This window comes from Candidatus Nitrosotalea okcheonensis (assembly GCF_900177045.1).
Lineage (GTDB): Archaea > Thermoproteota > Nitrososphaeria > Nitrososphaerales > Nitrosopumilaceae > Nitrosotalea > Nitrosotalea okcheonensis.
Window position 1 is genome coordinate 755824 of record NZ_LT841358.1, and the last position, 26113, is coordinate 781936.

The window sequence follows — 26113 nt, forward strand, 5'->3', positions numbered from 1 at the left end:
AAACATGGTGATCGCGCGTTTGACAAGGAATTTTTTAAATCCCAAACTAGGATGCACGCCTCTTTTTTACAACATAAAATGACACTGCAACTGCAACTCCTACTGATATTATTCCAAAAAAGAGATACCTGTTATCTCCTGTAGGCTGCACAGTACTGGTTATGGAATTATCCACAGCAAGCAAAGTCACGCCTTTTGTTACAAGAAAGCTAGTATGATACATGTCTGGCTTGTACGCCTCGTCTGAGACAACAAATACTTGCAGGTCATTTGAGCCTAGCTCAAGAGTTGCAGTCTTTTCAGGCAATAGTGTTATCTTTGCAGTGCCGTTCTGTGACATCATGTTTCCTTCATCAATTACCTTTCCATGAGGATTTGTAAAGTAATAGTATACGGTGGCATTTGGCGTGACAGATATAGGGATCACAAGTGTAGACCCAACAGATACACTTGTTGGCACACTTATGCCAAGTATCTGCGGCATGTTTACCTGTTCAAACTTTTTCCAGTATCCTGCGGCAAATGGATATGTCGGATCATCAAATGCCTTTATTGTGATCGTTCTTGCATCAGGGGCATAGTTGTCAAGATAGTATGGACCGTTACTTATCACAGCATGGCCGTGCTCTGCAATCCATGATGATGAAGCATCATACCTAGACTTGAAATATTTTGAATCATTTACAAAGGCAAGTGCTGGCGGGATAGAGTTTTCCTTTGCAAATTCATCAAGGTTTGCCTTTATTATCTTGGCATCGTTTGGGATTATCAATGACATCAAGTCAATGTTTTTGCTCACAGCATCTGATCGTGAAAACGCAAGTTTTCCATCAGTCACTGCCTTTTCCATAGAGTAGATCATTTCCCATGGCATTGCAGGCCAAACTTGTGCAGAATCTGCAATCTCGCCTGAATCAAAGTGCCAGTAATTTTGATACACCTCGATTGTATTACCATTAACTACTCGTACTCCTATGAGTGTCTTGGCAGCCTGGTTTGCCTTGGGCGAGTATTCAGAATCAAAGGTCATGGTACCATTTGTCTGATCTGTGCCCCATTGGTACAGAAAATAAATTCCATACAAGACATCATTCATGTCCATCGGAGTCTTATCATGCCAGTTTCCAAACTTGAGGCGAAATGTAACTTCGCTTGTTGCCTTGGCACCAGGTCCCACATGGACCCACTTTTGCTTTGAGACATCCCACCGTATTGCATCAGATGGCACATCAAGTTTGTCAAGAGGTCCCTTGGTATTAACAGTCCAGTCAGACCGTACCGGAATTGTATATCCGGTGAAAGGGTTCTTGAAACTCCCAGGATCAGAAACTGCCCCCCATATTTGCTGACTAGCCGAGTCTGCAAATCCAGATATGGGATTCCATGCACCCTGATAGATATTTTTCACACCAATTGTTAGTGTGTCAGAATCCGACCTTGCATTGATTGGTGTGAACCTGCTTGTTATCCCTGCACCAAAATCATTGATGATGCCGCTAATTTTTTTGCTTGCAACAAACTGGTCAGTCTTGCATGCAAGAAATATTCTAACAGAATCATTTATCCCCCTGTTAACTGCCTGGTTTATCAGACTGGCACGTTGTTCAGATGATGTAAAGTTTCCAAAAAATATTGCCTTTGACAGAGAGTCTACTTTCGGGTCTTGGAAATTCCAGTATGACGGATTATTAAATCCAGGCATGTTTGAGTACCATGGAGAATACATTTGTGCAGTAATTACAGAATCATATCTTACAAAGCCACCCATTGTCCACCCTTCTGTATAGATATTCCATTTCAGATCAGACGGGTTGGAACCATATACAGTTGAAAATGCCTTGGTCAGGTCACCATAGTCTTTTTTCACCGCAAATCCCATGCCCTGCAATTGTGATGCCAGAATTTCTCCAATTGATTTTCTCACGGGATCGTCATTTCTTATGAAAATGGAGATTGCTACCGGTTTAGAGTCATAGTACCAGAATCCACCAGTCTTTTTTGCTCCTGCTTTTTCCAGCGCATCAGTTATCATTGAATCTGCAAGTACCGGATTGTGCTTGAAGTTAAATGACTGGAGATCTCCAAGTATGAGAAGATAGTCAGGGTCGTATGGCTTGTACGCAGATATCATGGTAGCCCCATATCCACCAAGTATTTCATCCACAATAAGATCCCTGTCCACCAAATAATTTAGTGCAAACCTTACTTGTTGGATTGAAAATGGATTAAACTGTACTGTAGATACTGCAGGATTTATCAAAAGACTATAGCTTGTCCCAGAAGACTGGAATATCTGCAGGTGTTGTCTTGACTGGTCATCAAGTCTGTCAATCGGTATTGCGGAATAGTACATGTCAAGGTGTCCGTTTTCAACTTCCTGTACTGCTGTATTATCATCAGAGTATTGAACAAACTGGACCCGGTCAAAGTTTGTGCCTTTTATCCCAAATGCAATTGTGGGTCCCAAAACAAAAAGTGCTAGCATCAGGACTAGCATGAGCTTCATGATATGTTTTTCAATGAACTGTATTTAACCGTGGTCCAATGCGCGACATCATAAAAAAATTTTCAAATCTTAGACAATGTGACAAGTATTTTATTTGAGAAACATAAAACTTACAGATGTTGAATCTTGTAACTTTGGTAAAAGCAATACCTGGAATAATTCCAGGCGGATTGTCTGTCAAGGATTTCAGCATGGCAACCCAGACAGGCGAAGATCTTGCAAAAGAGATGCTGGACAATCTGATGCAAAACGGCATTGGAAGATTTGAAGATGGCCAAATCCAATTCGAAGACTCTGACAAGCTAAAGACAGGCGTGATTGCGATAAGCATGGGCGCTCCAATTGATGAGATATCTCGCATGCTAGAGTGGCAAGACTTTGAGTCACTTGCAGCAGAGGTTCTTGAAAAGCGGGACTTTGATACAACAAAAAACGTAATCATGAAAAATCCCAGAATACAGATTGATGTGGTTGGAATCAAGTCAGAGGTTGCAATACTGATTGATTGCAAACACTGGAACAACATGACCCAGTCAGCACTTTCGGAGGCAGTGAAAAAACAGATTATCAGGACCAAGCAGTTTATCTTAAAACACAAGCTCAGAGGAGCAATCCCTGCAATTGTAACGCTGTATCAACATAGTGTCCAGTTCATCGACAAGGTACCAATAATTCCGATCCACCAGCTAGATTCATTTTGCGACGAGTTTTATGGAAATCTAGAAGCAATGCAGGACTAGAGCATAGTATAGATGAAAAACCCAGTAGTTATCAAGAGAAACGCCTGTGTGATTCTCATTGCATTGTCAAGCGATTTCGAATAAAGTTCAAGTTGATTTCCCCCCATGACTTTGACCTGAGTTTCGCTTTTTAGTAACTCGTATGATGTAGGCCTTGCAGCATGATCTGCCTTTTTGGCAAGATCAGAAAACCATGATATCACATCAGGTGCCTTTGAGAGGCTGCCAAACTCAAAATATCCATGCTTGTTCTTTGCTGTTCGCGCCTTGTAATGTGTATCAGAAGTACATATCTCAAGAAAGTTGTAGCCATTCTTTGAAAAATGGTTTGCAATCTCTTCACGCAACCCATTTAGCATGTTATTTGCATCAGCCCACGCAAGAAAGAAATTCTCCCCTCCAATCTTAAAGCACATCATTGCAACTTTTCCAGGTCCAAGATCATCTGCCTGGAAATGCAGATTTTCAGAATTTGCATACCCTACCTCTAGTGGAAGTGTCTCTTTTGTAATCAATGTATCAAGTGTTGATTTTGCAGCAGTTAGAAGATCATCTGCATCAAGTTTCTCGATCTCTTTTCCCATGGCATTGTGACTGTCAACAATCAACACCCGTTCATATCCACGATTCATGCCGTACTGCTCCAAATCAGACTTGATATGATACGGAATGTCTTCCATTCCATATGGCGATAATGAAAGTATCAACACTGCCGTCTTGTCAAACAAAAGTCCGGTTGTTCGTGCTTTATTTACCTGGACTGTTACAGGTTTTGTGCACATTGACCCTTCCCTAATCTTTGAGTTTTGGTGAAGGCTGGTAATATACAGGTCAACTTGAGATTTTGATGGCAGGTTAAGAGCATGGTCAGAGATGCTATGCATTACCATTGCAGACGAGTCAAGATTTTTGTAGATAAGATATGGAATGTTACTTCCACCTATTGGATGAAATGGTCCTGGATGCAAGTCAGGGATTACAAGCCTGCAGTTTTTGTCAGATGTTTTGAATAAAATTTGAAATGTTGATACCTTTGATTGTTCTGAGCGCTTTTCCATTAGGGATTCCATTGGAACAGGGTCATCGTTTGTCCATGCAGCAAGATATGCTTGCAAAAATGCATGAGTGCTGGATAACTTTCCGCTTCCTGCAATTCTGTCACTCAGTAAGGTCCAGATGCTACCAAGCACACAAAAGACAATGCCATATTCAATTGCTTTTGGGTCAGATAGCATTGGGACCCATAGATGAGTTGGCACAAATGCAAGAAAAACTGCAAGTGGTTGGAGAAGGCAAATTATCCACGCAGTAGTGAGCTTGGTTCCAAGTACAGATGTAAATATAGCAATACGAAAACTTGCGTACAATAGCATTCCTTCTGTTATGTAGACTGGCAAAACCGATGGTTTTGAAAATACATAGGCAGCAAGAATGCCACAAAGAATTGTCACAAGCCATAACAGATTTCCAAATGCAGACATGTGGATTGATTTGGAATATTCCGTCTTGAGGATTTTTGGGTCAATAAACTGGGTTATTACAAGCACTGTAACAGCAATTGGAAGTGCAATAAACAGGTTATCAGTTGACTTGAAATAATCAATGTAAGATACTGCAGCTATCACACATACAACTGCAATAGATATTGCAAGGGATACATAGTGTGATGTAGGAGTAAATGTTGTTAGCGTATACCGCTTGTGAATACGGGATACGTCGTTCGAACTTTCCGTCATGGCGAGAAGAAGAACTTTAGAATCCACGAAATTCCAATCAAAGATGCCGGTATTGCTACTACCACCTCTGGTTTTAACTTGTATCCCTTAGTCTCATCCTCGAAGAATCTTAGCAGTCCTGCGCTTGATGCCGGCAGTGGTGCAGATTTTTTGCTGCTCATACTAGTGCTGCTTTAAGGATCTTTAAATAAATACCTTTTTGTGCCTAGCGAACCCCAAGTTTTTCCTTGATTGAAATTATTGCAGTAATTGTTTCCAAGATTTGTTTCTGCTTGCCAAGATCTTTTTCCTTTGCTAGATCTACCGTTAGATCCAATAGTTTTTGATCCAAGTTTTCAATGGAAGTGTTTCCAGTTTTTTCTTTTTTTGTCATGACATCATCTGCCTCTTCAATTACTTGCCTGCCACAGTTTATACACAGTGCACTGCCATTTTTCATCACTCGTACACCCTTGCAGTAAGGACAAGGATCGCCTACCAGTGTGGCCCCGCTTAGTAAAAGATCAACTGCTTTCTTTGTTAGATTTGACATAAAGATAATGTACACAATCAAATAAAAAAACATAAGGGGGATAAACAAGGCTTAATAGTAGGATCTCGACTTTTTATTTCGAATGGCGGTAATCTGCAACACTTGCGGACTTCCTAATGATTTATGCGCCTGTGGCGAACTAGAAAAAGATCAAACACAAATTGTCGTTAGAATTGAAGAAAGACGTTTCAAAAAGAAAGGAACGATGATTGAAGGAGTGAATCCAAAGATGAATGATTTAGGAAAAGTTGTGAAAGAGTTGAAGGCTCGTTATGCTTGCGGTGGCACTGTAAAAGAAGGTTACATATTTCTCCAAGGAGATCATAGAGATACTATCAAGGCAACGCTTGTTAAGCTTGGATTTCCAGAAGCAAGTATCGAAGTCCATTGATATCAACTCTAGAAAATTTAAATAAAATCATAAAAGCTCTTCTCATTCCATATTCAGGATTATTATCTGTGATATTTGGAGTAATGATTCTGTCGTTTCCAATCGGACTTTATGTCATGTACAACTCGGACGTTGGAAAAGAGATCAATTACCAATATCCCATCAATGGGTTTGATGTATTTTTGGGAGGGATTGGTTACAAGATTCCAGTCTCTTTTGAGATGGGCGATGCATTCATCATAGCATGGACAATATTTCTCATCTTATTTACAATATCATATTTCGGCCCAAAGGATTCACTTCTCAAAACCCTCTCAAACATGATGTCAAGAGAAGTAAAGCGATTTCAGGGAAACGCCATGATAAACATGATGGCGTGGTTTTCAATCCTGATCCTGTTTTCCGTAATAATTGATGCCGTACAGCAAAGCTTTGGGGTAAAGATAGAACTTCCCACTTCTAGCAATGACTTGGTACGGTTCTTCCAGATTGGCATTTCTCCACTGACAGAAGAGACGGGGTTTAGAATTCTTCTAATTGGTGTACCGTTGTTTTTGATGTATTCACACAGTGCATCGTGGAAGACGCTTGTCAAGTCATTGTGGAGACCGTCAAAGTATCTTTCAATTTCAGATTATAAAAAACCAATGACACTCATCATAACAATTGGGTTGCTTTTTGGCGTAGCTCACATCATTTCAGGTACACCATGGAGTCCAGGAAAAATAACACAGGCTACAATGGCAGGAATAATAATCGGTTGGGTCTATGTAAGATATGGTATTGCACCTGCAATTCTTGTACACTGGGCCACAAACTATTTCTTGTTTTCATACCTGTTCTTCCTCTCAGACCTCAGCCAGAGTTCGGCAATAACTGATTCATCAAATCCATTTTCAGACACTCTAGAGGTCATACTTGTTATCACGGGAGTATTTGCAATAGCAATCAAGATCTTAGAATACATAGAAACAAGACAGCTTGAAACAAGCCAGAGTCCATAAGTCAGCCAAGAACTTTTTTGAGTGAGTTTGCAATGGCAGTGTCAGAAAATGAAAGTATGAAATTCAGGTCAGATTGGTCGTCAATGTCAAGCATTATCCTTCGAATAAGCACAAGCGAAGAGTTGGCATTTCGTTTCTCCGCAGTATTGAGATGTATCTTGTAGCTGTCCTCGTCATAATGAGTTTCCATAACACATGGCGGAGTTCGAAATAGTGCATTTGTCCCATCAAATTTTCTTGATGGCACCACAAGCACACACCTGTCAGATGTCCTCATCTGGTATAGCGTACGAATGTCACCAGACTGGATCAGTGGAATATCTTGCGGAAATACGATTGTCCCCTCAAATCCTTCTTTTGCAAAATAATTGTCAGCAAGCAATACTGCACTGTTTACTCCCTGTTCAGACTCGTCATAGATTCCAATGGCACCGAATTTTTTGCCAATACCAAGAGCATCCTCATCCTTGCTCACAAGAACTGTTTTTTCAATAACATCGGATTTTGTTACAGAATCCAAGACAGATTCAAGCATCAACTTACAAATTTGCTCAGTCTTTTCAGGCGACAATCCAAGGCGTGTCTTGGCTCTAGAAAAAGTTTTTACCGGAATTATTGCGCCAACGCGCAAGCTAGACATGTACTTGTTTCATAATAAAGGACGCCAATGCTTCTTCATCCTTTTTGTCTTTCATCTTTATTTTGGTTTCATAAACTTTCATGTCCAAGTTTTCAATTTTTCTTGTTAGTAACCTATCCGAAGAATCAATTACCATGTGTGATGCAACTTCGGAATACATTTTTGCAAGACCATAAACAGAGACTTCCATTCCAGCAGCTTCCATGTATTTTGTTGCAGGGCCGCTGATTGCAGCATTTCCAATCAATGGACTTACAACTACAACTTTTTTCTTTGACTTGGACAATTCTTTTCTTATTCCCTTGATGGATAAAATCGGTCCAATACTAGTAAGAGGGTTCCCGGGTGCAATTATCACCAACTTGGCATCATGTATCGCATTTACAGCAGCAGGATTTGCACGTGCCTTGTCGGCTCCGATATATTTTATACCGTCAACCTTGTCTTGCCCCTTGTACTTTACCCAATATTCCTGAAGATGAAGATCTCCCTTGGTGGTTACAATTCTTGTCTCTACACTGTTATCAGTAACTGGTATAATTTTTGTATCAATTGCAAATTTCTGGCACATCCATTCAGTAATATCAGACAGGTTCTTTCCATTCTTAAGCATGTTTGTTCTCAGGAGGTGAATTGCAGCATCCCTGTCACCGATGTTAAACCAAGTCTCTTCTCCCAGCATTTCCATCTGACGTAAAAATCCATAAGTGTCTTTTTTTATCCCCCATCCCTTGTCAGTGTCCAAGACATCTGCAAGTCCATATAGAATAGTATCAATGTCCGGACAGATGTACAGTCCGTACAACCAATAATTGTCGCCAACATTTGATACTACAGAAATATCTCGAGTTTGAGTTGCCATACCGCGCACTAGTTTGACAGAACCTGTTCCACCTGCAAGAATTGTAATCATTTTTCTATTTGCCCCGTGAAATTAATAACTAACACCAACTAAATATTACTCTTGCCAATACACTGCACAGGAATTATCAACTTCAAAATTAATGCTAAGATTTATTACTATCCCAAGGAAAATTGTGATTCGTGACTAAGAGACTCCTTTTAGCATCAGCCGTCTTGAGTTTATTGGTTATCGGAATGGTTTCTCCTGTACTTGCAACAGTAGATTTTAATGCATACCTGCCAATTTCCGGAAAGCCAATCACGCCACAATTCATGTTTACAAAGAATGTTGCAATTGATTATTCAAACGGTGGAAAATTAAAAGATCTTTTAAACGGTAAGAATGTAACATATTCATACTCTGGCAACTCAAACAATAATCCAAGCATCAAAACACTCATGGAATCATTAAACACACTGCTTGCAACACAGAGAAAGACAACTGCAACATTTTCAGACTTGCAAGTAGATTATCAAGTTCAGGTAAACGGTGATAGTCAAGGTGCTACCATCGATTACAAGATAGTGTTAACTCCAACACTAACAGGATACATGCTATACAAGAGCAATGGAGACACACCTACAGTATTTGACGTATCATGGATGGGATTCAGTATGACAGGCCCAGCAGTCATATCAGCTGGAAGCCTAGGAAACGTGGATATCAATTCACCAATAGGAATAATCAAGAGTCAATTACCAGATGTTTATAATGTATTGAAAGGAACTGCTGCAGAAGCTCCCCTGAGCGTAAACTTGCTTGATGCAAGCGCCCTAGTAGGATTTCCAATCGAAAAGTGGAATGCCCTTTTTGACCCAGCATATACCCTCAGTGATGCAGTAGGCTTGGGATACAAGGGACAAAAGGTAGCAGTTACCTCATTTGCATATGGACAAAGCGATCTGTACCAGGGATCATTGAAGACAGTCAATACAAACGTAGATTTTACAACAGATGCCAAGTATCACTTGTCAATGGTTGAAAGAGCAGGCTCTGGTACACTTGACGTAGACGGTCATGCAAACGGATTAGAAGTCCAGGGAGATCCGGCAATTTCAACAACAGTTGGTGCATCAGCAAACGTAGGCACCACAACAGCTCAGGGTCTATCAACTATGACAATTTATGCGATGGCAGGATTTGCAGCAGTTATTGCAGTAGGAATTTTCATATGGAGTAACAAAAAGGTGAAAGATGCAGCAAAGAGAGGAGTAGACACAAGTCCACCACCAACATACCAGTACGAAGAGAGAAAGCACTGGGCAGACAAGTTTGATGAAGAAAAGAAGTAAGAATCAGCGATTATTTTTCAAAACTATTTTAAAAAAAATGCGTGCCAGCCGTAACCCTCCTTCTGTTTTCACGATATTTCGCTATGCGGCCTACCTAAACAAAGTGCAGCGCTTATTGTTTGATTTGGCCTTTCTCCGCGTGGGACAGATATTTCATTCCTGCACTGGAAACCTCAGGCTTTACCATCATAGTACGCCAGGTGGGATTTTTTTCTGTGCTGTTGCCAATCATCTCTGATTATCCGTCTCCGGATCACACTTGCTGCATGGAGGGAGGAGTTTCCTCTGCCGTGGCAGTGATCGTTCACTGGCTCGCATACAGTACCAAGTCAAGATTAGTTATTTTAGGATTAGGAACAGGAAAAATTAGAACTAAAAGATGGTATGCCTTCCATATTTGCCAAAGATTTGTTCATATTTACTTAGGATCTACAAGTAGAGATTTATTCTACCGCCAAGTCCTCACGAATAGATAGTCCATGGAACACGAGTCACATGCAGGCCTTGTCCGAAGTCTCTCATTGCTAGACATAACAATGATTGGAATTGCAGCCATGATTGGAGGTGCAATTTTCAACCTAGTAGGTCCTGCAATGCATGAAGGTGGGCCAGCACTTTTAGTAGTATTTCTGGCAAGTGGAATAATCAGTTTCTTTACTGCCTTGACATACGCCGAGCTTGGCTCTGCATTCCCAGAGGCAGGTGGAGGTTACAGGTGGGTAAAAGAGGGCCTGCCAAGGCCAAATGCATTCATCAGCGGCTGGATAGCTTGGTTTGCCCACATGATTGCAGGTAGTTTGTATGCAGTATCTATTGGAGCCTTTTTTGGTAGCATACTAACCAGTATTGGAGTTGCGCCACAATATGGAGGAATTCCACTTGAAAAAATTATTGCGATTTTATCCATCATACTTTTCACATATGTAAATTATCGGGGGGTTTCCCTTACAGGAAAGATTGGAAACGGACTAACTTTCATGCAGATAATCATAATCATCATTCTCATATCGTCTGGCATTTATGCGATGAGTTTTGTAAACCACAACTGGGCAGTAAACTTTCAGCACTTTGTTCCAAACGGAGTGACCGGATTCATTTTGGCAATGGGAATTACATTTATCGCATTTGAGGGATATGAAATAATTGTCCAAGCAGGAGAAGAGGTGAAAAATCCAAAGAAGAACATTCCAAAGGCAATATTTTTGACACTCGGAATAGTAACTGTGCTCTACATTGTGTTTACATTTGTCTTTCTTGGGGGAATTGATTCATCAAAGATTGGAAAGGAAGTATGGCAGTTCATTGGAGATAACCAAGATGTCGGGATTGCAAAAGCTGCAGAATATCTAATTCCATATGGAACAACGCTTGTTTTTGTTGGAGGACTTGTGTCAAGCATTGCAGCACTTAGTGCTACAACATTTTCGTCAAGCCGAGTATCCTTTGCAATGGGCAGACAATACAACTTGCCATATATTTTCAGTTCCATTCACAAAAAATACCACACACCGCATTTTGCAATAATTGCATCAGGTTTTATCATGTTGATAATGGCATCATGGTTGCCACTTGAACAGATTGCGCTTGTGGCAGGTGTCATGTTTCTGTTTTTATTCACGCAGGTAAACTGGGCTGGAATCAACATTAGACGAGTTCACGGGCACAAGCTTGACTATGGATTCAAGATTCCACTGTTTCCACTCATGCCAATAATTGGAATAATCTGCAAGGCAGGGCTTGCGATATTTTTGCTCATATACAACCCTCTTAGTTGGGCGATTGCCATAATCTGGATACTGATCGGATTTTCAATCTACAAGCTATACATTGCAAAAAAAGAGATAGAACATTATGCACCACTTGTTGCAAACATTGGCCCGCCAGAAAGAAAGAGTTATCGCATAATGGTTGTCTTTAACAAAAAGACAATTGAAAAGCTAGTCAAGATTGCATCAGCAATTGCAAAGGACAAGGATGGTGAGATCTCGCTTTTGAATGTGGCTACAATTCCCCTGCAAATTCCACTCTCAATGGGTCACAGGTTTGCAGAACCCATCATGAAGACATTTGATGAGTTAAAAAACATGCCTGGTTTTTCAGACCACAGATATCTTGTGAGGTTATCGCATGACAACACGGAGGCAATTCTTGCAACAACAGAAGAGCAGGGAATCAATCTTTTGATAATGGATTTTTTCGATCTAAAAAATAACCGAAAACTTCTCTCGCTTGCAACATGTGACATACTTGGTGTGAGTATCAAAAAAGAGTTTGAAAAAGAACTATCCAATGTTGTGGTATCATATGACAAGGGCAGACATTCGGATCTTGGAATCGAGATTGCACATGCATTTTCAAATGTGATTGGAAGCAAGATACGAATCATACGCGGTGTTGTAGAATCCCCAGAGGAGGAAAGAGACATCTTGAGTAGAATAAATGAGAAAATGTTCGACCTTGATCTCCGAAAGGTACCAGTCGAAAGGGTATATCCAACAAGTTCAGAAATAACGAAAGACCTGCTTGAGAACCTGAATAAAGATCCAGAGATCGTAATTGTTGGTGCGGGAAACCAATCAGAGCAGGCATTCAGTCCGCGAACCATGGAGATTGTGGAAAAATCACGATACAGTGTCTTTGTTGTAAGAGATTCAAGGTTTTCAAGCATAAAGGCAAGATACTTTTGGCAAATGATAGCTCCAAGGCTGAAGGAAAACAGGATAATTTACAGGGTCTATCGCAGCATTTACAAATTCAGGCCAGTCAAGAAGATCACTTCAGACGAGGAATATTTTTCATCAAGATTCTAAAAAGCATTACACTTCAAGACCGTATTCTTTAGATATTTTTACAACATCTTCTGTTGTTTTTGCAGTGGCATAGTCCTGCAGCATATACTGGTTCAAGTCAAAAAATGTATGACCCCACTTGAACTTGTCAAGTACCGAGTCTGCAAGCTTGCCATAATCCATAACATACAAAGCACCTGCTATCGCTTCAGCAGTTGTAAGCTTACCGACCTTTGAATAGTTGACAGGATTTCCTGCAAGAAGTGGTGGAAGTTTTCTTGATAGTCCCACAAATCTTTTCAGGAACATATTTTGTGCAAGCTCCCATGAGCAGTCGATTGCAGTGAGTGATTGTGTAAGATCCCTGTCAGTTTTCAGGACAAACTCTTTTGCAAATGGATTTAAAATCATGTCTTTTCCTGTAAGATGTTTCACACGTTTCGCAATTCCAAATTTTACAAGTTTGGCAGCAGTACACTTGGATGGATCATCCTGCTCAAACATTAACACTTGGATTTGCATCACAGATACAAAAATTTGTCAACAATAAATTGCTTCAGGTTTGAAAAAATTATTTGCTGATATATGTTACCTGGTAATAGAATCTAGTTACTTGGTCTTTTTTAATTATCTGAACACTCCATTGCCCATCAGGTATTACATCGCCAGTGTGTGCAGGCATGATGCTAAATTGAGCCAGCCTCCCTCCTGTTCCGGAATATCCAACAAGGTATTGCATGCCACCAATTATTTCAGTCTGATACACTCCACTTGACTGGACAGTAGAGCCAGATATTTTGCAACCCTTGTCTTGCCCAATTATGCACGTTCCATCTTGTGAGCTCACCTTGAGGCTCACGGAATTTACGTCACCCGGGTTTACTCGTAAAAGGCCATCAAGCTCCTGTGGATAGTATGTTGCGTTTCCACGTGGTTTGGAACCAAGATTTATTGGGACTACAGACTCTGAAAGCTGGCCCATCTTTTCAACAAACATGTTAGCTGTCTTTGAGGGCTTTTCTGTCGGCCCTATAGTATATGGAGCAATTGTTGGAGGAGAAAGAGTAGAGTTGGTCACAGTGTTGTTCACCCCAGTGGTGTGTGTTGTCTGTGTTTTGTTTATGATTGGAATTGTATTGACGGGTAGCTTGTCCACCACGCTAAAGTATGCATTGTATGCCCCAAATGGTACCTGTGCAATAATGGTATAGTTTCCAAGCGGTGCATTGCTTGGGATCTTGTAATCATAGTTAAAGGATCCAAATTGATCAAACGGTACAGTAACGGTTGGTATAACATTCCCTCTAATTGATGTGACTTGTCCATCTCTTATTGTAGTATCATTTGCAATGCCAAATGAAAGGTTCACATTATTGACCGAGACTATGCTGCTTGTCCTTCCGGTAACAAGTACAGTTTGTCCTGGGAGATACTTGTCAGAGTCAGTAGTCATAAAGACCTGCAACCCGGTGGAACTTGTTGTGAATTGGTCATATACGGTAAATGATGATATTATTGTATTTGTAAGATATTGAACATAAAGCTTGTAGACTCCAGCATGCCAGATACCAATATGGAATGGCACCGTAGCATAATATTGACCGCCCTGGTTGACATTTGCGTTACCTCGGTAAATCTCTTGTCCCGTGCTAGAGTAAATCAGAATTTGAACTGCAGTGTTAGTTTCCTGAGATGCGGTATTTTGTGTTTGAACAACTTCTCCCCAGATCTTTGCTACATCTGTTGAGGCATAATTTGTCTTGTCAGTCATCACTACAAGGGGAGCAATGTCTTGATTTGGCTGTGGATTTTTAGATACTTGGAAAAACAGGTCAGTGTTTACATTGGCCGAACTTATTTTTATGTGATATATTCCATAGACGTTGATCATAGGATCTGATACCGGAGAAGACGACCTATCAGTTAGAATTTGGACACCCTGGCTTGCTGTGCTTGCCACTGTCCAAGTCCATGAAAAGTGACCATTGTTAAGAATTAGTGGATAGGTTATTTGTTCCCCATCAGGTTTTATCAATGTCAGTGTAAAAGACGAAGTACTTGTTTGGGCGGAAATGTTGCCAGTCAACTGTACAGTATCTCCAACACCATATACCTTTTTGTCAGTGCTTACAGCAATTGGGCCCTGTGAGCCTGTTGCAAGCGGATCATATACAGTAAATGTTGTTGAAGCAACCAAATTTAGGTAAGATGCCTTGAGCATGTAATTTCCTGGCTGATATACTCCAGTCTGGACAATTTGTTGTAGTTGATAGCGACCATTAGCATCAGGGAATGCAGAATAAGACAAGGCGTTTGCAGTAACAGCAGGTGCGGTTTGGTTACTTGTCAGTATCGATATATTAGCATGTAAACTACCAGCAGATGTCACGGGCATGCCTGTTGAGTTCAATACTTGGATGCTCACACCTACTCCGGAATTTTGTGTTGAGATTTGAATCGGATGTAGAATTTGGCCAGATATTGTTATTGGATCCCCTATAGCATACAAACTCTTGTCTGTAACAATGGTAAATGGAGATGATGATGTTGTGCCATTGTATGCAGATGGGTTTTGCATAACAACAAAGTCGGATTCTGCGCTACCTTGTGGTATTGATACAATTGCCCTATAATTCCCTAAGCTGCTTGAGGTTCCAGGAAGGACAAACTGGTATGAGAAAGTATTATCAGATTTGAGGTTGACTTGGATCTTGACATTTGCAGCATTTGTGACACTTGTAGAAGTTTGATAACTAGATCCAACACCGGTCTGGATTATTTGCAGGGTTGGACCCAGTCCGGCATTTTGCAACCCTTGAAGCAACGTACTTCCTTTGAATGTCACGGTTTCTCCTGGTGCATATGCTGGCTTGTCAGTTGATAGCGTTATCTGGCTAGTTTGTATTTGAGCAGGAACAAGTGTGAATATAGTAGTGGCAGATGCCCCACCATAAGTTGCACTCACTCGATATATTCCATAAACTGGATTTACTCCATTGACGAGCAACCCAGAGCTGCCAGTACTGCTCTGATATGGATTTACAGAAGTTATTTTCCCTTGAGCATCAGGGAATAAATTTCCTTGATATATCAAGACGTTTGTTGGATCATAGACCTTGTACTGGACAGGAGTAAGTGGAATTACGTTTGAGACAGTTCCCAACAATATAACAGACTGCGAGGTTGTGTAATTGGAATGATCCGTGGATATTACAAGTGTTGTCTGAGCGGCTTGCGTTGGCGGGACAAATGCCACTGGATTTAGTGAAAATGTTGTGGATGTTTGTACACCTCCATATGATGCAGAAATGGTATACGTTCCTTGAGAAAATCCCAGCACCTGATCAGTCTTCACAGATTGGGAAAATGTAAGATCATTTCCAGGATAGAGTGAAAATGTTTGCTTGAATCCTTGCGGACCTGATAAAACCATGTTAACAATCTGAGGGATTGAAGACACTGTTGAACTCATGACAAGTTGAGATACTTTACCACTAATGTTTACAAAGTCTCCAAAGACATAACCCTGCTTGTCAGTTGACACAGACATTGTTAGATGGGTTGTCGTACTAGTTGTCGGTGGTTTTCCATTTGAAAAACCCGGAGTGCCAATATTGTACACCCAGTCATTCACAGAGCCAGTACTTAGACCGTCATACATTCTCTGCCATGTATTGCCATCACCCTGGGTATCTGAAAGTGGAGGGGTCTGATCAATTACCGTACCAGTAGGATTTGTCAGCTGTATTACAGCACCGGCATGTGGAAACCAAATTGGGACATAGTGATAAACAATAAACTGCTGGCTCTGGATTGTGGTACCTGCAGATATCGTATATGCCTGCCTTAGTCCAGTTGTTGCCCCAATAGTCCATCCTCCAATGTTGACGGGAGAACTGGTCGGGTTGTACAGTTCAACCCATTGGGCAGGAAACTTGGTATCATCAATGGCAGGATTTATCTCTGCTTCGTTTATTACAACATGGTTTGCAATTGTCGGGGTTTGCGCATTTACGGAATAACTTTGCCCAATGACAAGCAAGAGAATAATTCCTGCAATAAGGCCTGAGCTAGAGTATTTCATCTGTTATACCATTTCAAGCCCACTTTTAGAATTTTAGGTGTTAATTGTGGAAAAGTTGAGCAAGTGGTTAATGCACAATATGCATGGATTTGCATAAGCAAAATGCTCCTGCAAGCATTATAAGGCATACTCAGAATTCATACCAAAACCAAACAACGGCTTTCTATGCAGAATCACATTGTGGGCACTTGTTATCCATTATTTTTGCCCCACATGTTGCGCATATGCCCTGGCCGATTTCTCTTTGAATCTGTTTTTTTCGCCTTCCAACAAACACCCTGATTCCAAAATATATCAAGACGGCAATAACAAGAGCATACGCAGGGGCAAGAACTGACATCATTCCAATCATCACAAACAAAACCCCCACAATTAAGAGAAGTTCACGTTTTTCGAATTTCATTTTAATCTAGGGCAAGGATATTTCAATAAATAGATATTGACAGGATCTAGAATACATGTGCACTGCAATTTTACCGTGGATGTTAAGAAAATACAATACCAGCGTTTTTGGCAATTTCCTAGTTTATTACATGTAGTAGGTCTTTTGCCCCTCTCGTTGCCTTTTCCTTTGGTTTTTCATTTTCGTAACCAATAGGAAGTATTGCAATCGGCCTTTGCCCTTTTGGAATATCCAGTATCTCCGAGACTTGTTTTTCATCAAATGCTCCAATCCACACTGTTGACAATCCTAGTGCATGAGATGTTAGCTGAGCATAAGCAGCTGCGATGGTGGCATCTTGAACAGAAAACAACTGTGATCTCTCTCCAAATCGTTCAACAGAACGAGATGGATTTGCACAAAAAATCAATAACAAAGGAGCTTGCGCTACAAATGTCTGGTCTTTTGCTGCCGAAACTAATTTTTCTTTCATTTCTTTGTTTTTTACCTGGTAAATTTCGAAGGTTTGCAAACCACCAGATGATGGAGCCAAATTGATTGCCTCAAGCATCTCATCTGTCTTGGATTCATCAATTGCATTTTCTTTGAAAGACCTAATTGATCGTCTTTTTCTTAGAAACTCCAAGAATAATTTTCCGTCCATTTATTTGACCACCAGTACTGGTATCTTTGATTTATGCAATGCCGAATAAGTGACACTTCCCAAAAACCATCCTTTGGCAGGTCCAAATCCCCTTGATGACATGACCATGATGTCACATTTACCACTGTTTGCATATTTTACAATGTCTTGAAAAACTACATCGCCCTCGATTATCTTTTCTTTCAAGTCCACACCCTCTTTTGCTGAACGAACTTTTGCATCATAGATGAAATTCTTTGCATTTTGAAGAAGATCTTTTTTATACGGTCCAAATATTCTTGGGCCGCTATCAGCAATATAAAACGATAATACGTATAGTCCTGTTATGGTTGCACCACATTGCCTCGCAAGATAAATTGCAAAATCTAGTCCTTTCAGAGAATTTTTGGAACCATCCAATGGTACAAGTATTCTAGAGATTTTTTTTCTCATATCTTTGTAGTGTGTAGATCATATCCATTACAAAAAGTTTGTAGGCTACAAATAGAGCCTTCAACGGAATTTGATTCAAATTGTTCTCTTGTTTCCATGACATAGACAAGCAAATGTTTTACTCTAGAAAACACATTACTTGAACATTTGTCCATTCCAAGGTTTTTAGAAACAAGAGAACCCATCATTTCGCTTTCTCTGTGGCCTGTACGAGTTTTTGTTCAATTTCTTTTCCAAATTTTTCCAATGTATAGTCATGAATATTAGCTAGAAGAGATGTAGGTTTTGCCAAGCTGATAAAGTTCTCATTGTTTTTCTGATATATTGCAATAGTACAGGGTAACAGCAACCCAACCTCTGGATTTGATTCCAATACCTGTTTTGCGGCTCCGGGATTGCATACTTCTAAGAGTCGATATTCATCCTTGAAATCCAATCCCTTCTTTTGTAAAATTTCCTTAAAATCCAGAGTACCTAAAATACCAAAGCCGACATCCTTTAGACTTGTTGTCATATCATCAACTGCCTGATTTATTGTCTTCAGAGTCCTCACAGTATAGCTAAAATTTGTCTTTGCCGCACCGGTCATGATCATACTAGCAATATCATGCATTATAACAGTCTTGAAAAATATCAAATTTGAAATTCTGCATTATCATTTATAGGCAAAATAAAAAATATGTAGATTCTTGAGTGTGGTATTTTTCATTGATTATCATCAGTGATATTCTTGGTATTTTTTAAATAATATTTTTGTGTGAATGTAACCATGTCACAAGATGTAGAATCAATATACAACCAATATCTTTCAAATCTAAAACAGGCCATGCCTAATGTTGATCCTAATCTTGCCCATCGTATAATGTATCTAGAAAGAAGGATTGCTGACGAGATGGTTTCCGAACCTCATGTTAATGCGATAATAGAATACAAGTCAGGTGTTGAACTTGATAAAAAAATCAATGGTCTGCGAGAAAAATATTCTTTGGAAGTGGAACATGCCGATAAGCAAAATGCACTTCACATAATGAGTAATATGAAGATAAATAAAATCAGGGAGATTTCGTTGGACAGAGACATTATACAGATTTCTGGAAAAGCTGATCCAGCCATGAGTGAATGAGTTATCCATCACACTAGACAATCCAAGATTCGCGAATTTAGAATATTGTTACAACGGGGCAACAATCTGAATTGAGTCATTGTGATTGATTTTATCTTGCTTTGGTAGAGATGTATTTTTTACCATCCATGGAGTCTAAAGATATCACATCTTTCAGAATCCTCAAACACGGCTGGTTTTCCAGGAAATACTTGCATTATCAATTTGCCAATCCATGTGATAAAGATAGACATGTCTCTAATGCAATCATCCGTAATTGCCTAGTCTTGAAAACTGAGCACTAGCGAGTTTGTCGTTACAGTTGAATTACAAGATTTCCCAAGTGTTGATTTTATTAATGTCTCCAAGAATGTCTTGAGAAATAACGAACCCTTTTTGCCTAAATCATGACGTATGCTAAAAGTAATCATACCTCCAGTTTTCGTATGGTCATGTGTTCCATATCCACAGTGATCAAAATACATTTTGACGAACTTGATTACATTGTCAATAGCGATTTCTTTCCATTTAAACAAGATAAACTCCTTTGGTGCTTTCCCTCCAATATCCACGGCCAAGTTTAGAAGGCTTTTTTCATCAAGTGAATCAAGTACAATTTTGAATGCTTCTCTGCTTAGAACTATGGTCCCAAACTTTTCCATATATCGTTGCCATTCCACATAGTCACCAAAAATCTGGTTTGCAAGAGCATTTACTGTGATTTTTTTAGTTTGTGCTTCCTCACGCAAGACCTTCTCATACTCCTTGTCTATTCTAAATGTGAATGTACTTGTTTTTTCGCTACTCATGTATCATCTGAACACAGTTGATTACATTAAAGACATATTCGCTAAATACTTTCGTGTACCATGTACATTCATGAACGCCAATCAGGAATCCAAAAAACTTGCAGTCACTGCAGAAGAATTGTATGCAGATCTCAAAAGTGAAAAGCCACTTTTAGTGTTTGATTTACGACTAAAGGAACACTATATTCATGAGCACATAGAAGGCTCGGTTCATGCAGTCTGTGACTCGCGTGCAAAAGAGACCATAATGCCAAGAATTCCAAAAGGTGTAAAAATTGTATTAATTGATGAAGATGGAACCATATCTGCAGAGACAGCTGGCATGATGGCATCATATGGACTGGACTCTTACTTTCTCAAGGACGGAATCAAGGGTTGGAACAAAGGTCTCATCAAAAAAGAAACCCATTCCACAATTTCTCCCGAGGAGTTATGGTCCAAGATAAAGAAAAAAGAAAACGTGATATTAGTAGACGTAAGACAGGCTGAAGAGTTTTCAGACTTTAAAATTCCAGGCAGCATAAACATCCCGCTTTCAGAATTATTCAAGAAGGAAAATGTTAACAAGATACCAAGAAACAAACAGATAATCACAATCTGTCCTCACGGAAACAGGTCAATGGTAGCTGCTTTTGCCTTGGCAAGAAATGGAATAGATGCATTGTCCCTTACAGGGGGTCTTGCAGGTTGGGGACAAGTCCTAAATTCTCAAGTTGTATCAAGAGAAGAATCCATCGTAGTACAGGTGGAGAAAATTGGAAAAGGGTGCCTGTCATACATAGTGGGCTCAAAAGGACAGGCCATAGCAATTGATCCGGTTTATCCAGCAGAGAAGTATGTAGAGTTTGCAAGAAATGAGGGATTGCAAATAGTAAAAGTCATCGATACTCATCAACATGCAGATCATGTTTCTGCAGCACGGGAACTAGCTAAAATTACAAACTCGGAACTATATATGAGCAAGTACGAGCAATATGATTTTGAAAGTAACAGAGTTGGAGAGGGTGACATTGTAATTGTAGGTGATTCAAAGATCAGAGTAATTCATACTCCGGGACACACAACAGGAAGCTTGTCCTATGTCTTGAATGAAAAATATGTCTTTAGCGGTGATATTCTTTTCGTCGAGGGAATAGGAAGACCAGATTTGAGAAATAATGCAAACGAGTTTGCAAACGACCTGTACGATACACTGCACAAAAAGTTTCTCACCCTACCAAACGAGGTGATTGTTCTTCCAGCTCATCATGGAGAGCAATCTAGTTCTAAAAATGGCATCTATTATACCACCATCAAAGAAGCAAAGAATCTTTCAATATTGAAACTGTTACATGATGGTTTCATAGAAAAAGTTGCCAGTACAACACTTCCAAAACCAATGAACTATGAGAAAATAATCCAGATAAACAGATTGTCTCAGCCAGTACCTGTCTTGGAGATTGCAAATTTGGAGATTGGTCCAAACAGATGTGCCATATCAACATCCTAGATCTGGGTTAATATCACATGGAATTAATCTCCCTAGTTTTTTCTCTTTCCACTTTGGGTTTATCTCAAATTTCTAGTTTAGAATTTTCGCCAATCATCATAATTCTTTCCATGATATCCGGGATCATAGTAGGATTTAGTCTTGGCGTGGTCGGAGGCGGAGGTTCTATACTTGCTGTTCCTCTTTTGATTTATGTCATAGGGATTGAACCGCATGTTGCACTTGGAACTTCAGCACTAGCTGTAGCTGTAAATGCTTTGATTAATCTGATACACCACAAAAAATTCGGGCATGTTAGGATCAGGGAAGGTTTTGTCTTTGCAATTCCCGGCATATTTGGTGCGTTAATTGGATCCCAGCTTGGCTTGCTTACTCCCTCAAAACATCTCTTGTTCTTGTTTGGTTTATTCATGATAGTCATAGCAATTACAATGTGGAAAAGAAAACTAACAATTTTACCCACAGTACTGCAGCACAAACATCGCATATTTCTTTTACACAAAAAGAAAATAATCATCATTGGTTTTGCAGTGGGTGTCACAGCCGGCTACTTTGGTATCGGCGGAGGCTTTTTGATCACTCCTGCCCTCATGTACTCTGCAGGTTTGAACATAATAGATGCCATTGGTACTTCGCTCCTACCTGTAAGTGCTTTTGGCCTGACTACTGCAATAAGATATTCTCTTGAATCTCAGATTCAGTGGTTTGTTTCGATTCTTTTCATCATTGGTGGTATAGGTGGAGGGTTTGTAGGTACAAAACTTTCGATAAAACTTCCAAGAGAAAAACTTTCCAAGATGTTTTCAATTCTTTTGGTGATAGTAGCAACATTCATGATTGTTAAAACTCTTGCTGGAATATGATGTACCATACAAATCCATTTCCGATTTCAGGTTTTTCATCAGATCCTTTAGTATCCATATGATATTACTTATTTGAGGCTTGGGCATACCCGCGTCTCAATTAGATGTATTTTGTAATATGTTAAAAATTACTGAAGGTATATCGCATGGTATGAAAATATCATAATAAGAATTCAGACAAGTGCAAAAAACATCTTAACTTGAATAATGAATCAGATCCTTTTTTGCAGTCATCACAGCAGTACCTGGAACAACTTGGGCATGTATATAGAATGGTTTGGTGAAATTTCCCTGAGAAAATTCGTATTGAATATCTTTTACATGGTTTTTTATTTCGTTTATTGTTTTTATGTCACTCATGTTAGATGACATTATCATAATTTCACCGCCCGTAGCAGAAGCCATAAAGTGATGGTGAATCTTGGTCTGATTGAATCCCATTGCCATGTTACCACGCTCCAGCATTGCAGCCTGGTTGGAATCTTCCGTTGCGTTGGTAGTTTGGTTGACTTCATTCTTGTAATTTGTAGTAAGAAAATACACAGTTGCAGATATCATGGATGCAACAACCATTATCATTATTGTTAGAATTTTTTTATTCAATTACACATTTCACTGTCAAATTAGAATATGATATTACTTTTTCCACATCATGCCATGATAGGTAAAATTATTTTGCATCATCCAAGGACCCATGTAGTTATTTTGAAAGTTTGAATTTTTCATCATCTCATACATAAAATCTTGATTTTGTAACATGTAGTTATACATTTGTTGTCTTAGTTGCGGATCCTGCATCATAGATCCCATCCACTGTCCCACATATTGCGGATTCTGTGACATCCATTGGTTCATGTATTGTGGATTTTGCATCATGTATCCCATATATTGACCAGAAAACTGGGGATTTTTTCCAATCATCTGACTGAACATAACAGGATTTCCCATCATTGCATACGGATTGTAAGTGTTAATGAAAATACTATAACCCATGCCCAGTCCAGCAAAGAATAGTCCTATTGCCAATCCGATCCACACATACCTGCTAATCATGCTAGATTGTTTGTTCTCCTCAATATTATAACCAGAGTAAAAATATCAGGATTGATAACATGTAATCATTTTAAATCAGACCAATCATGTAAAGGGATGTAAAAAGATGCTAATGATTGAAGAAATAGAAAATTTTGGTTTCAAGCCAAAAAAAGGAATTTTCGATTTGGAAAGATGTACCAAGTGTAGTGAAGTTGTTTTCTCCACTGGTTTGAGAGTTGTAAATGGCAAACATTATTGCATTCCGTGTTCTGGATTATAATTTATAATCAAGCATACGGTGAAAGACGTGGACACACTAGCAAACGACAAGACAGACATAGAAAAAGGACTGGGAACTGAAGAGGCTAAAAGGAGATTGGCAGTATATGGCTACAATGAGGTCCCGGAAAAAAAGACACATTTTCTCATTACACTGGCAAGATGCTTTTGGGGCATTGTTCCATGGATGCTCGAAGCTACCGCATTTCTCACGTGGTTTTTGGGCAAATATCCCGATACAATCATCATCGTAGCACTTCTTCTTTCCAATGCTGTAATATCCATCATGCGACAGAGAAAAGCAAGTGTGGCAATGGCCGCTCTCAAACAGAGACTGAGTATTCAGAGCAGGGTAAAGAGAGACGGCATGTGGTCAGTCATTCCTGCAAGAGAACTTGTGCCTGGTGACCTCATTAGAGTCAGAGCAGGTGACATTTTACCAGCTGACATAAAGATTGTTGGTGGAAACACTGATGTTGATCAATCAGTACTCACCGGCGAATCTGCAACGGTAGAAAAGTCAAGTGGAGAACCAGTCTATTCAGGCTCTACTGTAAAACGTGGGGAGGCTACAGGAATCGTCGATGCCACTGGAACCAGAACCTATTTTGGTAAAACAGTCGAACTAGTAGATTTGGCAAAACCAAAATTGCACATGGAAGCATTGACTGTAAAAATTGCACGACGACTTGCAATTATAATCATCATATCCCTTCTAATTGCTTTTACCTATGCCCTTTTGACAGGTTTCCAGTTTGTGGTGTTGCTTCCACTTGCGGTAGTACTTTTAGTTTCTGCCGTTCCTGTAGCGATGCCAACCATGCTCACTTTGAACATGGTACTTGGTTCATCGGTGCTTGCAAAGAAGGGAGTTCTTGTTACAAGACTCAGTGCAAGTGAGGACGCTGCTGTAATGGATGTCATCTGTGTAGACAAGACCGGTACAATGACAATGAACAAGCTCTTCGTTGAAGAAGAATTTCCAGTAAGCGAATTTGGAAAAAATGATGTCATACTTTATGGTGCACTTGCTTCAAACGAGGCAAACCAAGATCCCATAGATCTTGCATTCCTAGCAGCAGCCAAGGATACTAATATTTCACTGGATGGGTACTCCCAGACAGAGTTTGTGCCATTTGACCCACAGACTAGGATGACTGGATCTACAGTTCATAGATCTGGTGAAAAATTCCATGTAATGAAAGGTTCGTTCAAAGCCATCTGCGCTTACTGCAAAATGACGGACGATAACACCATATCTTTGAGCAAGGATGCAGATGCTCTCTCAGCAAAAGGATTGAGAGTGATAGCAGTTGCCAAAGAAAACCACGAACATGGATTTGAATTGGTGGGCCTTGCAGGAGTAGCTGATAGAATAAGACAAGATTCTCGTGAGACAGTTTTGCAGCTCAATGACCTCGGAGTGTCTGTAAAGATGCTTACAGGCGACGCACTCCCAATCGCAAAGAATATCGCACCACAGATAGGTCTGGGTGACAATATTATCAGAATGCCCGATGTGCAGAATCAAAACTTGTCAGGCTCCATGATAGAAGAAAGTAGCGGTATGGCCGAGATCTACCCTGAAGACAAGTATACCATAGTCAAGAATCTCCAGAGCAGAGGACATATTGTTGGAATGACTGGCGATGGAGTAAATGATGCACCAGCACTAAAGCAGGCCGAAGTAGGAATAGCAGTTAGAAATGCAACAGATATTGCAAAGGACTCGGCAAGCGCTGTGCTTGTAACAGAGGGCCTAGGCGGCATACTTGCCATCATAAAGACTGGTAGGACGATTTACCAAAGGATATTCAGTTGGGTCCTCAACATGGTAACCAAAAAGACTTTCATGGTTGGATATATTGTATCCATGTTATTTCTTACTCACAGTCTTGTAATTTCAATATTTAGCATGGTATTACTGATATTTTTTGCCGATTTTGCCACCATGTCAATATCAACAGACAACGTCAGACATTCAAAGAGTCCAGACTCGCTAGATACTTCATGGTTATTCAAGGTTGGAATACCACTGGCAATGCTTACCGTGATCGAGGGCGTAGTACTTACCATGGTAGGCATGAACTATTTCAAATTAAGCGACAACTCCCACAGACTCTACACCTTCACTTTTTCATATCTGGTCATAGAATCACTCTTTAGTTTGATGATAATACGGGAGCGCGGACATTTTTGGAAATCAAGACCGAGCAATATTCTTCTCATTACAACTGCCAGTGAAATCGCAATAGTATCTGCAATATCGATACTTGGTTTTTGGGAACTTGGTCCGCTAGGATATATTCCGTTGCTTGTCATACTGGCCTATTCGTTTGCTGTACGTTTTCCAAATGATCTGCTCAAGGTATATCTCGTAAGGAGATTCTACAAGAGTTCACAGTAATAGACGATCCTGTGCTCCGCATTCCAAAACTAT

The 26113-nt window shown here is 39.9% G+C and carries 24 protein-coding genes and 1 other RNA gene; 9 read left to right on the top strand and 16 right to left on the bottom strand.

What is annotated here, in order from left to right:
- Window positions 1–46: 46 nt before the first annotated feature.
- Complete coding sequence (locus BQ3481_RS04585) at window positions 47–2506, bottom strand: ABC transporter substrate-binding protein (protein WP_157927195.1); 2460 nt, start codon at window positions 2504–2506, stop codon at window positions 47–49.
- Window positions 2507–2622: 116 nt separating this feature from the next.
- Here BQ3481_RS04585 and BQ3481_RS04590 point away from each other — a divergent pair, with 116 nt between their 5' ends.
- Complete coding sequence (locus BQ3481_RS04590) at window positions 2623–3246, top strand: restriction endonuclease (protein WP_157927196.1); 624 nt, start codon at window positions 2623–2625, stop codon at window positions 3244–3246.
- Here BQ3481_RS04590 and BQ3481_RS04595 read toward each other — a convergent pair.
- From BQ3481_RS04595 to BQ3481_RS04605, 3 genes are read right to left on the bottom strand one after another with little or no spacing between them, the layout of a single operon-like run.
- The gene (locus BQ3481_RS04595; RefSeq protein WP_231911869.1) at window positions 3243–5009 is read right to left on the bottom strand and encodes a DUF2070 family protein; all 1767 of its coding nucleotides are present in this window, start codon (window positions 5007–5009) and stop codon (window positions 3243–3245) included. The genes BQ3481_RS04590 and BQ3481_RS04595 overlap by 4 nt on opposite strands.
- On the bottom strand, window positions 4979–5143 hold the full coding sequence (locus BQ3481_RS04600) for a preprotein translocase subunit Sec61beta (RefSeq protein WP_082208620.1): 165 nt from the start codon (window positions 5141–5143) through the stop codon (window positions 4979–4981). The genes BQ3481_RS04595 and BQ3481_RS04600 overlap by 31 nt, the downstream gene beginning before the upstream one ends.
- 44 nt (window positions 5144–5187) lie before the next feature.
- Entirely contained in the window at window positions 5188–5514 is a 327-nt protein-coding gene (locus BQ3481_RS04605; protein WP_157927198.1) for an Sjogren's syndrome/scleroderma autoantigen 1 family protein, read from the bottom strand.
- 82 nt (window positions 5515–5596) lie between these two features.
- On the opposite strand from BQ3481_RS04605, the gene yciH reads away from it, so the two are divergent.
- Together yciH and BQ3481_RS04615 are read left to right on the top strand one after the other, a co-directional pair.
- A complete protein-coding gene (gene yciH, locus BQ3481_RS04610) occupies window positions 5597–5905 on the top strand; it encodes a stress response translation initiation inhibitor YciH (RefSeq protein ID WP_157927199.1) in 309 nt (102 codons plus the stop codon).
- Window positions 5902–6909: a CPBP family intramembrane glutamic endopeptidase gene (locus tag BQ3481_RS04615; protein WP_162287740.1), complete on the top strand. Its 1008-nt coding sequence runs from the start codon at window positions 5902–5904 to the stop codon at window positions 6907–6909. Before yciH ends, BQ3481_RS04615 begins: the two co-directional genes overlap by 4 nt.
- Before the next feature lies 1 nt (window position 6910).
- On the opposite strand, the gene cofC is transcribed toward BQ3481_RS04615, so the two are convergent.
- Together cofC and cofD are read right to left on the bottom strand one after the other, a co-directional pair.
- Window positions 6911–7549: a 2-phospho-L-lactate guanylyltransferase gene (gene cofC, locus BQ3481_RS04620; RefSeq protein ID WP_231911870.1), complete on the bottom strand. Its 639-nt coding sequence runs from the start codon at window positions 7547–7549 to the stop codon at window positions 6911–6913.
- Window positions 7542–8462, bottom strand: a complete 921-nt coding sequence (gene cofD / locus BQ3481_RS04625) for a 2-phospho-L-lactate transferase (RefSeq protein ID WP_157927201.1) — start codon at window positions 8460–8462, stop codon at window positions 7542–7544. The genes cofC and cofD overlap by 8 nt, the downstream gene beginning before the upstream one ends.
- Window positions 8463–8593: 131 nt before the next feature.
- On the opposite strand from cofD, the gene BQ3481_RS04630 reads away from it, so the two are divergent.
- Window positions 8594–9745, top strand: coding sequence for a hypothetical protein (locus BQ3481_RS04630; protein WP_157927202.1), 1152 nt, complete (start codon window positions 8594–8596; stop codon window positions 9743–9745).
- Between the two features lie 39 nt (window positions 9746–9784).
- Here the strand turns inward: BQ3481_RS04630 and rnpB are convergent.
- An RNA gene (gene rnpB, locus BQ3481_RS04635) (RNase P RNA component) lies at window positions 9785–10061 on the bottom strand.
- Between the two features lie 163 nt (window positions 10062–10224).
- On the opposite strand from rnpB, the gene BQ3481_RS04640 reads away from it, so the two are divergent.
- Window positions 10225–12555: an amino acid permease gene (locus BQ3481_RS04640; protein WP_157927203.1), complete on the top strand. Its 2331-nt coding sequence runs from the start codon at window positions 10225–10227 to the stop codon at window positions 12553–12555.
- 6 nt (window positions 12556–12561) lie between these two features.
- Here BQ3481_RS04640 and BQ3481_RS04645 read toward each other — a convergent pair whose 3' ends face one another.
- From BQ3481_RS04645 to BQ3481_RS04670, 6 genes are all read right to left on the bottom strand, one after another.
- Window positions 12562–13056, bottom strand: a complete 495-nt coding sequence (locus tag BQ3481_RS04645; protein ID WP_157927204.1) for a DUF367 family protein — start codon at window positions 13054–13056, stop codon at window positions 12562–12564.
- Window positions 13057–13105: 49 nt separating this feature from the next.
- Entirely contained in the window at window positions 13106–16618 is a 3513-nt protein-coding gene (locus tag BQ3481_RS04650) for a lamin tail domain-containing protein (protein WP_157927205.1), read from the bottom strand.
- A gap of 163 nt (window positions 16619–16781) precedes the next feature.
- Complete coding sequence (locus tag BQ3481_RS04655; RefSeq protein ID WP_157927206.1) at window positions 16782–17021, bottom strand: hypothetical protein; 240 nt, start codon at window positions 17019–17021, stop codon at window positions 16782–16784.
- Window positions 17022–17139: 118 nt separating this feature from the next.
- Complete coding sequence (locus tag BQ3481_RS04660; protein WP_157927207.1) at window positions 17140–17664, bottom strand: nitroreductase family protein; 525 nt, start codon at window positions 17662–17664, stop codon at window positions 17140–17142.
- Entirely contained in the window at window positions 17665–18096 is a 432-nt protein-coding gene (locus BQ3481_RS04665) for a universal stress protein (protein WP_157927208.1), read from the bottom strand.
- Between the two features lie 184 nt (window positions 18097–18280).
- Complete coding sequence (locus BQ3481_RS04670) at window positions 18281–18685, bottom strand: DUF302 domain-containing protein (RefSeq protein WP_157927209.1); 405 nt, start codon at window positions 18683–18685, stop codon at window positions 18281–18283.
- A gap of 180 nt (window positions 18686–18865) precedes the next feature.
- Between BQ3481_RS04670 and BQ3481_RS04675 the strand changes: the two genes are divergently transcribed.
- Window positions 18866–19219: a hypothetical protein gene (locus tag BQ3481_RS04675; protein WP_157927210.1), complete on the top strand. Its 354-nt coding sequence runs from the start codon at window positions 18866–18868 to the stop codon at window positions 19217–19219.
- Window positions 19220–19479: 260 nt separating this feature from the next.
- On the opposite strand, the gene BQ3481_RS04680 is transcribed toward BQ3481_RS04675, so the two are convergent.
- Window positions 19480–20007 carry a hypothetical protein gene (locus tag BQ3481_RS04680; protein ID WP_157927211.1) on the bottom strand — a complete coding sequence of 176 codons (528 nt, stop codon included), beginning with the start codon at window positions 20005–20007 and terminating at the stop codon, window positions 19480–19482.
- Between the two features lie 70 nt (window positions 20008–20077).
- Here BQ3481_RS04680 and BQ3481_RS04685 point away from each other — a divergent pair, with 70 nt between their 5' ends.
- Entirely contained in the window at window positions 20078–21496 is a 1419-nt protein-coding gene (locus BQ3481_RS04685) for an MBL fold metallo-hydrolase (protein ID WP_157927212.1), read from the top strand.
- A gap of 17 nt (window positions 21497–21513) precedes the next feature.
- Window positions 21514–22359 (top strand): sulfite exporter TauE/SafE family protein, encoded by an 846-nt coding sequence (locus BQ3481_RS04690; RefSeq protein ID WP_157927213.1) that lies wholly within the window; start codon window positions 21514–21516, stop codon window positions 22357–22359.
- A gap of 195 nt (window positions 22360–22554) precedes the next feature.
- Here BQ3481_RS04690 and BQ3481_RS04695 read toward each other — a convergent pair whose 3' ends face one another.
- Together BQ3481_RS04695 and BQ3481_RS04700 are read right to left on the bottom strand one after the other, a co-directional pair.
- Entirely contained in the window at window positions 22555–22962 is a 408-nt protein-coding gene (locus BQ3481_RS04695) for a hypothetical protein (RefSeq protein ID WP_157927214.1), read from the bottom strand.
- 33 nt (window positions 22963–22995) lie between these two features.
- Window positions 22996–23412, bottom strand: a complete 417-nt coding sequence (locus BQ3481_RS04700) for a hypothetical protein (RefSeq protein ID WP_157927215.1) — start codon at window positions 23410–23412, stop codon at window positions 22996–22998.
- 289 nt (window positions 23413–23701) lie between these two features.
- Between BQ3481_RS04700 and BQ3481_RS04705 the strand changes: the two genes are divergently transcribed.
- Window positions 23702–26080: a plasma-membrane proton-efflux P-type ATPase gene (locus BQ3481_RS04705; protein WP_157927216.1), complete on the top strand. Its 2379-nt coding sequence runs from the start codon at window positions 23702–23704 to the stop codon at window positions 26078–26080.
- Window positions 26081–26113: the final 33 nt, after the last annotated feature.